Annotated in this window: 12 protein-coding genes; 6 read left to right on the top strand and 6 right to left on the bottom strand. The window is 65.3% G+C overall.

What is annotated here, in order from left to right; all coding sequences use genetic code 11:
- The first annotated feature begins 114 nt into the window (after nucleotides 1–114).
- Nucleotides 115–1,140, top strand: a complete 1,026-nt coding sequence (locus ACP15H_RS04435) for an NAD-dependent epimerase/dehydratase family protein (protein WP_425065009.1) — start codon at nucleotides 115–117, stop codon at nucleotides 1,138–1,140.
- Between the two features lie 65 nt (nucleotides 1,141–1,205).
- Here ACP15H_RS04435 and ACP15H_RS04430 read toward each other — a convergent pair whose 3' ends face one another.
- Complete coding sequence (locus ACP15H_RS04430; protein WP_425065008.1) at nucleotides 1,206–2,180, bottom strand: UDP-glucuronic acid decarboxylase family protein; 975 nt, start codon at nucleotides 2,178–2,180, stop codon at nucleotides 1,206–1,208.
- A gap of 133 nt (nucleotides 2,181–2,313) precedes the next feature.
- On the opposite strand from ACP15H_RS04430, the gene ACP15H_RS04425 reads away from it, so the two are divergent.
- Both ACP15H_RS04425 and ACP15H_RS04420 read left to right on the top strand, forming a co-directional pair.
- Nucleotides 2,314–3,873 carry a fatty acid--CoA ligase gene (locus ACP15H_RS04425; RefSeq protein WP_425065007.1) on the top strand — a complete coding sequence of 520 codons (1,560 nt, stop codon included), beginning with the start codon at nucleotides 2,314–2,316 and terminating at the stop codon, nucleotides 3,871–3,873.
- Between the two features lie 79 nt (nucleotides 3,874–3,952).
- Entirely contained in the window at nucleotides 3,953–5,017 is a 1,065-nt protein-coding gene (locus tag ACP15H_RS04420; protein WP_425065006.1) for a phosphotransferase, read from the top strand.
- A 15-nt stretch (nucleotides 5,018–5,032) separates the two neighbouring features.
- Here ACP15H_RS04420 and ACP15H_RS04415 read toward each other — a convergent pair whose 3' ends face one another.
- The 4 genes from ACP15H_RS04415 to ACP15H_RS04400 are packed head-to-tail and all read right to left on the bottom strand — an operon-like array spanning nucleotide 5,033 to nucleotide 8,753.
- Nucleotides 5,033–5,770, bottom strand: a complete 738-nt coding sequence (locus ACP15H_RS04415; protein ID WP_425065005.1) for an ABC-type transport auxiliary lipoprotein family protein — start codon at nucleotides 5,768–5,770, stop codon at nucleotides 5,033–5,035.
- Entirely contained in the window at nucleotides 5,767–6,801 is a 1,035-nt protein-coding gene (locus tag ACP15H_RS04410) for an MlaD family protein (protein ID WP_425065004.1), read from the bottom strand. Before ACP15H_RS04410 ends, ACP15H_RS04415 begins: the two co-directional genes overlap by 4 nt.
- Before the next feature lie 6 nt (nucleotides 6,802–6,807).
- Complete coding sequence (locus tag ACP15H_RS04405) at nucleotides 6,808–7,623, bottom strand: ABC transporter ATP-binding protein (protein ID WP_425065003.1); 816 nt, start codon at nucleotides 7,621–7,623, stop codon at nucleotides 6,808–6,810.
- On the bottom strand, nucleotides 7,623–8,753 hold the full coding sequence (locus tag ACP15H_RS04400) for an MlaE family ABC transporter permease (RefSeq protein WP_425065002.1): 1,131 nt from the start codon (nucleotides 8,751–8,753) through the stop codon (nucleotides 7,623–7,625). The genes ACP15H_RS04405 and ACP15H_RS04400 overlap by 1 nt, the downstream gene beginning before the upstream one ends.
- 94 nt (nucleotides 8,754–8,847) lie before the next feature.
- Between ACP15H_RS04400 and ACP15H_RS04395 the strand changes: the two genes are divergently transcribed.
- A complete protein-coding gene (locus ACP15H_RS04395) occupies nucleotides 8,848–9,663 on the top strand; it encodes a polyphosphate kinase 2 family protein (RefSeq protein ID WP_425065001.1) in 816 nt (271 codons plus the stop codon).
- Between the two features lie 17 nt (nucleotides 9,664–9,680).
- Here the strand turns inward: ACP15H_RS04395 and ACP15H_RS04390 are convergent, their stop codons facing one another.
- Nucleotides 9,681–10,541, bottom strand: a complete 861-nt coding sequence (locus tag ACP15H_RS04390) for a 23S rRNA (adenine(2030)-N(6))-methyltransferase RlmJ (protein ID WP_425065000.1) — start codon at nucleotides 10,539–10,541, stop codon at nucleotides 9,681–9,683.
- An 82-nt stretch (nucleotides 10,542–10,623) separates the two neighbouring features.
- Between ACP15H_RS04390 and ACP15H_RS04385 the strand changes: the two genes are divergently transcribed.
- Together ACP15H_RS04385 and ACP15H_RS04380 are read left to right on the top strand one after the other, a co-directional pair.
- Nucleotides 10,624–11,562: an acetamidase/formamidase family protein gene (locus ACP15H_RS04385; RefSeq protein WP_304850336.1), complete on the top strand. Its 939-nt coding sequence runs from the start codon at nucleotides 10,624–10,626 to the stop codon at nucleotides 11,560–11,562.
- Between the two features lie 30 nt (nucleotides 11,563–11,592).
- Nucleotides 11,593–12,699: a PLP-dependent cysteine synthase family protein gene (locus ACP15H_RS04380; protein ID WP_425064999.1), complete on the top strand. Its 1,107-nt coding sequence runs from the start codon at nucleotides 11,593–11,595 to the stop codon at nucleotides 12,697–12,699.
- Nucleotides 12,700–12,707 lie beyond the last annotated feature (8 nt).

The raw sequence follows: 12,707 nt of genomic DNA, 5'->3' as shown, positions 1-12,707 counted from the left end.
GCACCCTCTGTCCCCGGGGCCCCGATCGCGTGCTCGACCGAGGCGCGTCTCTACCCTCGCAAGTCGTTGACAAGTCGGATAAAACCCCACGCTTCGATCGAAAGGCTTTCGTGCATGTCCAAGAATGATCTCGTCGTCGTGACCGGCGCCGGTGGCTTTATCGGCGGCCATCTGGTGAAGGTGCTGCAGCAACGTGGCCACACCAAGATTCGGGCTGTCGATGTGAAGCCACTCGAGGAATGGTACCAGAAGACTCCGGGCGTCGAGAACCAGGTGGGCGATCTCGCCCTGCTCGAACCCTGCCGCAAGGCCGCCAAGGGCGCCGCGGTGATCTACAATCTCGCCGCCGACATGGGTGGCATGGGCTTCATCGAGACCCACAAGGCCGAATGCATGCTGTCGGTGCTCACCAGCACGCACATGCTGGTCGCCGCCAAGGAAGCCGGCGTTCCGCGCTTCTTCTATTCGTCTTCGGCCTGCGTCTACAACGGCGACAAGCAGACCGACGCCGACGTCACGGCGCTCAAGGAGGAAGACGCCTACCCCGCCCTCCCGGAAGACGGCTATGGCTGGGAGAAGCTGTTCAGCGAGCGCATGGCTCGCCACTTTCGCGAAGACTACGGCATCGCGACCCGCGTAGCGCGCTACCACAACGTCTACGGCCCGGAAGGCACATATGACGGCGGCCGCGAGAAGGCCCCGGCTGCCATGTGCCGCAAGGTCATCGCCGCCAAGCTCTCCGGCAAGCACGAGATCGAAATCTGGGGCGACGGTGAGCAGACCCGGTCGTTCATGTACATCGACGACTGCACCGAGGGCACGATCAAGCTCACGGAGAGCGACATCATCGAGCCGCTCAACATCGGCAGCGACGAACTGGTCAGCATCAACACGCTGGTCGACATGGTCGAGAAGATCGCCGGCATCAAGCTGAAGCGCAGCTACAAGCTCGACGCACCGAAGGGCGTGCGCGGCCGCAACAGCGACAATACGCGGATCAAGAAGCTGATGAACTGGGCTCCGTCCATCCGTCTCGAGGACGGGATGGAGAAGACCTACAAGTGGATCTACGACGAGATGACGTCGGGCAAGGCCTCGGTCGTCAACGCCTTGCCGAAGCAGGCCCTCGCAGCTCAATAAACACGCGACAGAACGACGTCGTTAAAAGCGCCGCGAAGGAAACTTCGCGGCGCTTTGCATTGGGGCTAACGGCCGATACCGCTCACGGCACGGTTGCTCCTCAGCAGCTCATCGAAGAACGTGATTGTCTTCGTAAGCCCCTCGTCCAGGGGGACCTTCGGTTCCCACTTCAGCATCTCGCGCGCCAGGGTGATGTCCGGGCAGCGCTGGAGCGGGTCGTCGACCGGCAGCGGGCGGGCCTGGACAATCTTCGATTTCCCGCCGACGAGCTTGATGACTGCCTCTGCGAGCTGGCGGATCGGCATCTCGACCGGGTTGCCGATGTTGACCGGCCCGGTGAAATCATCCGGCGTATGGTCCATCAGGCGCAGCCAGCCGTCGAGCAGGTCGTCGACGTAGCAGAAGGCCCGGGTCTGCATGCCGTCGCCATAGATCGTGATGTCCTCGCCCTTCAGCGCCTGCACGATGAAGTTCGACACCACGCGCCCGTCGTTGGGATGCATGCGCGGGCCGTAGGTGTTGAAGATGCGCGCCACCTTGATGCGCAGACTGTGCTGGCGGTGATAGTCGAAGAACAGCGTCTCCGCGCAGCGCTTGCCTTCGTCGTAGCAGGCCCGCGGCCCCAGCGGATTGACGTTGCCGCGGTAGCTCTCGACCTGGGGGTGGACGGTCGGGTCGCCGTAGACCTCGCTGGTCGAGGCCTGGAAAATCTTGGCCCGCACCCGCTTGGCCAGTCCCAGCATGTTGATGGCGCCGTGGACGCTGGTCTTGGTCGTCTGCACCGGATCGTGCTGGTAATGGATCGGCGAGGCCGGGCAGGCGAGATTGTAGATCTCGTCGACCTCGACGTAGAGCGGGAAGGTCACGTCGTGGCGCATCAGCTCGAAGCGGGGATTGTCGAGGCAGGCCGCGACGTTGGCCTTGTTGCCGGTGAAGTAATTGTCGACGCAGAGCACGTCGTGGCCGGCCTCGAGGAGGCGCTCGCAAAGATGCGAGCCGAGGAACCCCGCCCCGCCGGTAACCAGAATCCGCTTGCCCATGATGCCCCTCGGAATCGCCTCTACGTCCCAGGCGACACTAGGCGATCAAGCTCTTGAATTCACTTCAAAATCGCCGAAGGATGACGCTGCCCGCCGCTGCGCGGACGGGCCAATGTTGCAGGGGAAGCGTCCTATGAGCATCGAGATGGTCGGCCTGGCCGACATCGTGCGCGTCCACGGCGCGGCGCGCCCGGACACGGTGGCGATCGTCTATGAGGGCCGTCCCACGACCTACGGCGGGCTCGATCAAGCCTCCAGCCGCGTCGCCAGCGGCCTGATCGCCGAAGGCCTCAAGCCGCAGGTCCGCGTCGCTCATCTCGACAAGAGCAGCGACCTGTTCTTCCAGTTGCTGTTTGGCGTCGCCAAGGCCGGCGCCGTGATGGTGTCGGTGAACTGGCGCCTGGCAGCACCCGAAGTGCTGCAGATCGTCAACGATGCCGAAGCCGAGATGCTGTTCGTCGGCGAGGAGTACGTTCCGCTCGTCGAGGCGATCCGGGACCAGATGAAGACCGTCCGCAGGGTCGTGACCCTGGGCCCGCGCCACGGAGACTGGGAGGCCTTCGCCGACTGGCGCGACCGGCATCCGGACACCGACCCTCACCTGCCCGCCCGGCCCCAGGACACGGCGGTGCAGTTCTACACCAGCGGCACGACGGGCCTGCCGAAGGGCGCCGAACTCACCAATGCCAACTTCGCGTTCATGTTCGAGCAATGGACGCGCAGCTGGCTCCTCGAGCCCGGGACCCAGAACATGGTCTGTCTGCCGATGTTCCATATCGGCGGCGCGGGCTGGGCCATCGCCGGCCTGTTCGCCGGCTCGACAAACCATGTCGTACGGGAATTCCTCCCGGCACGGGTGCTCGAGATCATCGAGCGCGACCGCATCGAGGTGATGCTGCTGGTGCCGGCCATGATCCTGTTTCTGGTGCAGGCGCCGCAGATCGGCGAGACCGACCTGTCGAGCCTGCGCCTGATCGTCTATGGCGCGGCGCCGATCCCGGGCGAACTGCTGAAGCAGGCCTTGTCGATCTTCGGCTGCGGCTTCCAGCAGGTCTACGGCCTCACCGAGACGACCGGCGCGATCACCCTGCTGCCGCCCGAGGATCACGACCCGTCGGACGCGGGAAAACTGCTGTCCTGCGGCTATGCCCAGGTCGGCGTGGAGCTGCGCATCGTGGACGAAGCCGGCAAGGACCTGGCTCCCGGCAAGGTCGGGGAGATCGCCGTCCGCTCGCCGCAGGTCATGGCCGGCTACTGGCGGCTGCCCGACGCCACGCGGCGCGCCATCCACGGCGATTGGTTCTTCACCGGCGACGCGGGCTATCTCGACGAAAAGGGCTACCTGTTCATCCATGACCGCGTGAAGGACATGATCGTGTCCGGCGGCGAGAACATCTACCCGGCCGAGGTCGAGAGCGCGCTGTTCGGGCATCCTGCCGTCGCCGACGTCGCGGTGATCGGCGTCCCCGACGAGCGCTGGGGCGAAGCGGTGAAGGCCATCGTGGTGCGCAAGGCCGGCGCCGACGCAACGCCGGCCGACCTGATCGGCTGGGCGCGCGGCCGCATCGCCGGCTACAAGCTGCCCAAGTCGGTCGATTTCATCGATGCCCTGCCCCGCAATCCGACCGGCAAACTCCTGAAGCGCGAGTTGCGCAAGCCCTACTGGGAAGGCCGCCAGCGCAACATCAATTGAACGTCCCGCGGTGACCGCCCTGCGGACCCGATCGCAAACGCGTCTCGAAATCCCGAAGCCACGGCTCTAGAACAGTCCCATGTCCAGTCTGCCCGACAACCTCACCCCCGTCCGCGCCGCTCACGTTTTCGACGAAGCCCGGCTCGCCGATTACATGAAGGCCAATGTCGAGGGCTATCGCGGCCCGATCAGCATCCTCCAGTTCGAGGGCGGCCAGAGCAACCCGACCTTTCACGTCACTGATGGCGCCGGCAACATGTACGTCCTGCGCAAGAAGCCGCCGGGCAAGCTGCTGCCCTCGGCCCACCAGGTCGACCGCGAATATCGCGTCATCAAGGCGCTGGCGGACCATACCGACGTGCCGGTTCCCAAGCCCTACGCGCTCTGCCAGGACGATTCGGTGATCGGCACGGCCTTCTACATCATGCAGTTCCTGCCGGGCCGCGTTTTCGCCGACGTGAGGATGCCGGGGGTATCGCCGGCGGATCGCGGCAAGATCTTCGATTCGATGAACGACGTGCTGGCGCGCCTGCACAATGTCGACTATCGCGCCGTCGGCCTCGGCGACTACGGCCGCGAGGGCCAGTACATCCAGCGCCAGGTCGCGCGCTGGTCGAGCCAGTACGACCTCGCCCGCACCGAACAGATCGACTCGATGGAAGCGCTGAAGAAGTGGCTGCCGGAGAACATCCCGCCGGGCGACGAGACGCGCATCAACCATGGCGACTATCGCCTCGGCAACACGATCGTGCATCCCACCGAGCCCCGCGTGATCGCCGTGCTCGACTGGGAGCTTTCGACGCTCGGCCATCCGCTGGCCGACCTCGGCTACAACTGCATGATGTATCATTTCGGCGAGGGTTTCGGCGCTTCCGGCGGCTATGCCGGGCAAGACCTCAAGGCTTTCGGCATTCCGACCGAGCAGGAATATCTCGCCGCCTATGCCCGCCGCACCGGCCGCAAGGAAGTGCCGGCCTGGAGCTTCTACCTCGCCTTCTCCCTGTTCCGCCTCGCCGCCATCGTTCAGGGCGTCTACAAGCGCGGCCTCGACGGCAATGCCTCGTCGGAGACGGCAACGAAGTACGGCAACCGTGCCCGCGCGATGGCCGATCTCGCCTGGTCGATGGTCGAGAAGCGCGCCTGAGCGCGCTTCCCCTTTCTACTCGTCGGTGTACGGCACCATCGAGGCGTCGTTGCCTCTCGGGCAATTCGCGCTGTCGACAACGGCATTGGCCGGATTGCGATAGCGCTGGATGTCGTAGGGCGCGCTGTCGCTCGGCGGACGCACCGGGGGCGTGCGCAGCGTCCACGAAACCAGCTGCTTGATCACGCTGCCCAACGCCTGATCGAAGGCCTCGACCACCTTCGGCACCTTGTCGGCGCGCGCCCGCACGCAGCGCTCGAAGGAAGCCACGCCAATGATCTGCCGGTCGGGCATGCGGACGAGTTTGGCAATGATCCGGACCTTCACGATCGGCGGCATGCCGTAAAAATACATGGCCTCGAAGTTGCGCAGGTCGGGCTGCAGCACGTAGTTCGCCCGAAGCGCGATCGACTCGCGGGAAACCGCGACGATCTTGCGCGTGTTCTCGAACGAATCGACGATGCGGGTCTGAACCATCAACGGCGCCCGGTCTGTCCAGGCCACCTTGGCATAGTAGTCCGTCGAGGTCGGCGTCATGGCGATGGCGATGCGGCCGGTATCGAGGTTGGCTGCCGCCACCGGCGCCTCCACCGCAAGCTGCCAGTAGACCGACGGCAGGTCGGCGTCGAAGGTGCTCTTGGGCGAGACGGTGTAGAGGTCGGTCGGGTCGCCGACCGAGTCGACGGCGCTGACGAACGAGCACCCCGACAGGAGAGCGACGGCAGCCGCGCAGGCAGCCAGGCAACGGATCATTTCGGCGTGTATCCCTGCTTGCCGCTGAACACGAAGTTGGCCGGGTCGCGCTCCAATCGTGTGGCGATGACGTTCAGATTGGCGGTGAGCTGGCGCAGATCCCGCAGCGCCAGCGAGAACTCGGTGAGCCCGATTTCCGTGAAATTCTTGATCGGGCGGCTGTTGTCGGTAACCAGCTTGTTCAGCTGGGTGGCCGCGGCGTTGATGTTGGAGAGCGCCGCGCGGGTCTCGTTCAGCGTCTTGCGCAGTTCGCCCGGGTCCTTGCCGGCCAGAGCCTTGCGCGTCTCGGCGTCCTGCGGGCCGATCTCCTGGGCGATCAGGGTCAGCGAGTTCGACAGATCGTTCAGCTTGCTGAACGTCTTGCGGAAATCGGCGATCGCCCCCGGCAGCTCGGCCAGGGTCGTCTGGATGGCACCATCGGACTTGGCAAAGGCGTTGGTCGCCGTCTGCAGGTTGCGCAGCGTGTCGGTGACCGCACCGATATTGTCCGGGCTCAGCAGGTCGTTCAGCCGGTCCACGGTGGTGCTGGCCTTGGTCAGCAGCTCCTGCGCCGAGGTCGAGGTCGCCTGCAGGAACGAGGCGCCCTCGCGAATCTCGGGGTAAGGCTTGTCACCCAGCTTCTTCTTGGGCTTCACCTGATCGACGTCGAGACGTCCCACGATCTGGATGAAGGGCGAGCCGGCGATGAACGGCTTCTCGAAGACGGCATAGGAACGATCGCGGATGTCGATCGACCAGTCGACCGCCACCGTGACCTCGATCTTTTCCGTCAGGCGCTCCCGTCCCGTCGAACGCTGCGTATCGACCCGGGAGGTGAGCTGGATGTTCACGACGCGGCCGACCCGCAAACCGCGGTAGAACACCGGCGAATCGTTGGTCAGCCCCTGCACGTCACCCGAGAAGAGAATGTCATAATAGGCATACGACGTGCGGTCCCCGGCGCGCAGCTTCCAGATCACGAATCCGGCAAGGGCGGCGACGAACAGGATCATCGCCGCGCCAATCAGCACGTAGGGCGATTTTCTTTCCATCCGGTACTACTTTTGCTCCCGCCGCGATGCGCGCCCTCGCGGTCCGTGGAAATATTCCCGGACCCAGGGATGATCGTATTCCAGCAACTCCGCCATCGTACCCACCACGACGCGCTTGTCGAGCAGGACTGCAATGCGGTCGCAAATTGCATTCAGGCTATCGAGGTCGTGCGTGACCATCAAAACGGTCAGCCCGAGGTTGCGGCTCAGGCCTTTGACGAGTTCGTCGTAGTGCGCCGCGCCGATCGGATCGAGGCCTGCCGTCGGTTCGTCGAGAAACAGGAGTTCCGGATCGAGGGCGAGCGCGCGGGCGAGGCTGGCACGTTTGCGCATGCCACCGGAGAGTTCGGACGGCTTCTTGTCCCCGGTATCGGCCGGAAGGCCGACCAGAGCCACTTTCAGCGCCGCGATCTCGCGCATCGTCTGTTCTTCCAGCTCGGCATGCTCGCGAATCGGAACGATGATGTTCTCCGTGACGGTGAGCGAGGAGAACAACGCACCGTCCTGGAACTGGACGCCGGTACGGGCCAACATCTGGCGCTGGGCCTTGCCGTGCAGGGTCTTGGTATCGACCCCCAGCATCTCGATCGTGCCCTCCCGTGCTTCGTTCAGCCCGATGATGGTCCGCAGAAGCACGGACTTGCCGGTACCCGAACCGCCGACCAGACCGACAATCTCGCCGCGGAATACGTCGAAATCGAGATTGTCGTGGATCACCTTGTCGCCGAACTGCGTTCGGATGCCACGCAGGCGCAGCACGACCTCCCGGCCGTCGCTGTGATCGACGATCTGCCCCCCTTCCGCCTTGGCGCCTTCGGCCATCAGACGCCAGCGAGCAGGAAGATGACGGAGAACACCGCGTCCAGCACGATCACGCAGAAGATCGATTCGACCACGGACTTGGTCGTGAGCTGCCCCACGCTCTCGGCACTGCCGCGGACCTGCAGCCCCTCGAAGCAGCCGATCGTGGCGATCACGATGCCGAATACCGGCGCCTTGATCATGCCGGTGTAGAAATGCCAGGCGCCGACCGTGTCGCGCAGCCGGTCGAAGAACTGCACGAAGGTGAAGTCGAGATAGACGGTGCAGGCCACCGCGCCGCCCAGCAGGCCCGCCATGTCGCCCCAGAAGGCCAGCAGCGGCATCGAGATCAGCAGCGCGCTGATGCGCGGCAGGACCAGCCATTCGACGGGATTGAGGCCGATCGTGCGCATCGCATCGACCTCCTGGTTGACCTGCATCGTGCCGATCTGGGCCGTGAAGGCGCTGCCCGAGCGGCCGGCGACGATGATCGCCGTCAGGAGCGGCCCCAGCTCGCGGAACATGCCGATACCGACCGCCTCGACGGTGAAGGTCTCGGCGCCGAACTGGCGAAGCTGCTGGACGCCCTGGTAGGCGATGACCACGCCGATCAGGAAGCACAGCACGCCCACGATCACGAGCGCCCGGATCCAGACCTCGTACATCTGCTGGATGATGGCGTTCGGCCGGAAGCGCTTGGGCTGCAGAATGGCTTCGACGACGACCACCAGGATTTCGCCGAAGAAGGCGCAGAGATTGAGGACCTGTTTGTAGAAATCGATCGTTCCCCGGCCGATCTCCTCCAGCCAGTGCGCCAGCCAGTTGACCTTACGGTCCGGCTGGGCCTGGCACATGTTCTCGCGGACCACCTTGAAGAGGGCGGCTTGCGACTCGTTCCGGGTCTTCACCTCGGCATCCGGTCCGCACCCGGCGATTTCCAGGATTTCGAGCGCCCCGGCGGTATCGACCCTCTCCAGGCCCGTCGCATCGACGGCTCGACGATCCTTCGAGCGGGTACCGGCGGCCGCGAGGGCGCTCTCGGCCTTCTTGCGGATTCCGCGGACGCTGAACACCGTCCAGGTGCCGCCGACTTCCACGACGGGCTTGCCCGCGTGCTCGGTGTAGCGAATTGTGGGTTCCGTTTCGGCCATCGGCGAAGATTAGTCGTCGCGCCGGTTAGCGCTGTCAATCTCCCTGCATTGCCTCCACGCCACGCCGCTGTCACGATCCGGGCAGGAGGACCGAATGGGCAAATGGCCACGGCTGGACAAGATCGAGATGATCGACGGTCCCATCGACAAGCAAAGTTACGAACGCCAGATCAAGAAATTGCAGGATCGGCTGCTCGAACTTCAGATCCACCATCTGCGCACCGGTGGTCGCGCGCTGATCTGCCTCGATGGCTGGGACGCCGCCGGCAAAGGCGGCCTGATCGAACGGCTGGTGGCGGGACTGGAGCCGAAATCGGTGCAGGTCTGGCGCATCGGCGCGCCGACTCCCGAAGAGCAGGGCCGGCATTATCTCTGGCGCTTCTGGAACCGGCTGCCGGCGCCCGGCAACTGGGCGATCTTCGACCGCACCTGGTACGGCCGCGTCCTGGTGGAGAGGATCGAGGGCTTCTGCGAGAAGTCGGCCTGGGAGCGCGCCTACCGAGAGATCAACGAGTTCGAGCGCCAGCTCGCCGACGACGGGGTTCGGATCGTGAAGCTGCTCGTGCATGTGAGCGCCGAGGAGCAGAAGCGGCGGATGATCGAGCGGCTGAGCAAGCCCAGCAAGCACTACAAGATCGGCCTCGAGGATTTTCGCAACATCGCCAAGCGCAAGCAGTATCTGGATGCCTACGACGACATGCTGGAGCGCACCGACACCGAGCATGCTCCCTGGCATGTCATTGCCAGCGACGAGAAGATGCACGCCCGCCTGAAGGGCCTGCGGATCATCGCCGACAGGCTGGGCGAAGGCGTCGAGATCGGCGACCATGCGCTGGACCCGAAGATCCTCGAAGCCGCCTACGAAGCCTGGGGGTGGCGGCCGGAGAAAAGCGGCAACGGCAAGAAGTAGCGTCGCGAGATCGCTGGTCAGGCCTGGGGCGGCGCACCCTTCGGCGACGCGAAGAAGCTCGACCTGGCGCCCTCCCCGAGATGGGCGGCGATCCACGGCAGCGCCTCACGCATCGCTTCTTCGAACTTCCAGGGCGGATTGATCACGATCAGCCCGCACGCCGCAAGCTTCCCTTCGGGCGTGCGCGGCCCGAGTTCGAGTTCCATGCGCAGGTATTCCACCTCCGCCAGGGACGCGACGAAGGACGAGACCGTCGCCTCGTCCTTGATCGGGTACCAGATCGCGTAGCAGCCGGTGGCGAAGCGGCGCAGCCCGTGCCGCACGGCGCGCGCCAGGATCTCGAATTCGTCGGTCGCCTCGAAGGGCGGATCGATCAGCACCAGGGCTCGGCGCTCGACGGGGGGCAGTGTCGACTTGATCGCGTGATAGCCATCGGCCTGCCGCACCTCGACCGCGCGGTCGCCGGCAAACTCCCGCTTCAGCAGCAGCGCCTCCTCGGGATGCTTCTCGCAGGCGACGAACCGGTCGCCCGGCCGCAGGGCCGCCCGGACCAGTCGGGGCGAGCCGGGATAGCGATGGAGCGCGCCGCCCGCGGGGCCGAATTTGCGAGCGTAGGCCTGTACGGCCGCGAGATAACGCAGGACGGAAGCGGGCATTCCGGTCCGGCTCTCGGCCATCAGGCGCCCGATGCCGGCCTCCGCCTCGCCCGTGCGGCGCGCCTGCGAGCTGGCGAGATCATAGCCCCCGGCCCCGGCATGCGTGTCGAGCACGAACAGCTTCTTGTCCTTGGCCGTCAGCAGGCGCAGCAGTTCGCAGAGCGCGGTGTGCTTCAGCAGGTCGGCAAAGTTCCCGGCGTGATAGCCGTGGCGGTAGTTCACGGTGACATTCTCGGCCGATTTGAGATGATTCCCCGGGCACGGTATGTGCTTCGGGCGCAGGACACTACATTTGAGGATCGAAATGGCCAACCACGAGCTGCATTCTTCGCCCGAGACCTGCCACTGGGGCTATTTCGACAGCCAGCTCCCGCCGCAGCTCCGCATCAAGTCGGGCGATACGGCCACGATCCATTGCGTTTCGGGCGCCGCCGAGATCCTGCCCGGCGAGCCGTTCAACGTGCTTCCCGAGCATCGCGAGATCCTCTCCAAGCTGAAGCCGCATATCGGCCGGCACATCCTGACCGGGCCCGTCCATGTCGAAGGCGCCGAGCGCGGCGACGTTCTGGCGGTCGAAGTGCTCGACATCAAGTTCCGCACCAACTGGGGCTGGAACGTGCAGCGGCCGCTGATGGGCACCCTGCCCGAGGACTTCCCCTTCTACCGCCTGACCCACATTCCGATCGATTCCAACCGTGGCGTCTGCACCATGCCCTGGGGCACCGAGATCGAGCTCAAGCCGTTCTTCGGCATCATGGGCGTCGCCCCGCCGCCGGAATGGGGTCAGTGCAGCTCGGTCGAGCCGCGCGCCTTCGGCGGCAACATCGACAACAAGCATTTCCGGGTCGGCACCACGGTCTACTTCCCCGTCTTTGCCGATGGCGGCCTGTTCTCGACCGGCGACGGCCATGGCGTGCAGGGTGACGGCGAGGTCAACCTGACAGCGCTCGAGACCAGCCTGAGCGGTACCTTCAAGTTCACGCTGCACAAGGGCATGAAGCTCAACAACCCGCGCGCCGAGACGGCGACCCACTGGATCACCCACGGCTTCGATCAGGACCTCGACGACGCCGCCAAGGAAGCCCTGCGCGACATGATCCGGCTGATCACCGCCAAGACCGGCCTCAAGCCCGAAGACGCCTACATGCTCTGCAGCCTGCAGGCCGACCTGCACGTCACGCAGACGGTGGACGGCAACAAGGGCATCCACTGCATGATCGAGAAGAAGATCATCGGCGGCTGACGCCGGGAACCGGGTACGGGCGGGCGGTCCATGACGCACATGCAGCTTCTCGACGAGGCGGTCGCCCGTCACAACGATGCCGAATGGTCCCGCCGCGCCCTGGAGCTGATCCGCAACGACCAGCGCCGGTCGGCCGATACGCATCTGCTGCGGCTCGACCTGCCGGTGCTCGAGGGGATCGACGTCTATCTCAAGGACGAGTCGACCCATCCCACCGGCAGCCTCAAGCACCGGCTGGCCCGCTCGCTGTTCCTGTACGGGATCTGTAACGGCCGAATCCGCCAGGACACGCCGATCGTCGAGGCCTCTTCGGGGTCGACGGCGATTTCGGAGGCCTACTTCGCCCGCCTGCTGGGCCTGCCCTTCCATGCCGTGATGTCGGCATCGACCTCGGCAGAAAAGATCGCGGAGATCGAACGCCAGCACGGCAAGTGCCATCTGGTCGCCGACGGTCGCGGGATTTACGCCGCCGCCGAAGCGCTGGCGACCGGGCTGCGCGGCGTCTACGTCGACCAGTTCACCTATGCCGAGCGGGCGACCGACTGGCGTGGCAACAACAACATCGCCGAATCGATCTTCGAGCAGATGAGCCGCGAGCGCTATCCCGTGCCGACCTGGATCGTCATGAGCGCCGGCACCGGCGGCACCACGGCGACGCTCGGCCGGTATATCCGCTACATGCGCTACGCCACCCGCCTGTGCGTGGCCGATCCGGAGTTCTCTTCCTTCTTCGAAGCGTTCGCCACGGGCAACCTCCAGGCGACCTGCGAACGCGGCTCGCGCATCGAGGGGATCGGGCGTCCCAGGGTCGAGCCGTCGTTCCTGCCCAACATGATCGATCGCATGATGCGCGTGCCCGACGCCCAGTCGCTGGCCGGCATGAGGGTTCTCTCACGCCTGCTCGGTCGCAAGGTCGGCGGCTCCACCGGCACCAACTTCGTGGCGCTCTGCATCCTCACGTCACGCATGAAGGCCGAGGGCCGTACGGGTTCCCTCGTCTCGCTGATCTGCGACGCCGGCGAACGCTACGGCCACACCTACTACAACGACGAGTGGGTCGCCGCGCAGGGCCTCGATCTCGAGCCGCACGAGCGCGCCCTCGAAGCCTTCCTGAAGGATGGCGACGCCATCATCTAGCGAGTCCC

The organism is Reyranella sp. (assembly GCF_965249915.1).
In the GTDB taxonomy this organism is placed as follows: Bacteria; Pseudomonadota; Alphaproteobacteria; order Reyranellales; family Reyranellaceae; genus Reyranella.
The sequence above is the reverse complement of the archived record's forward strand: the minus strand, read 5'-3'. Positions and strand labels throughout refer to the sequence as shown.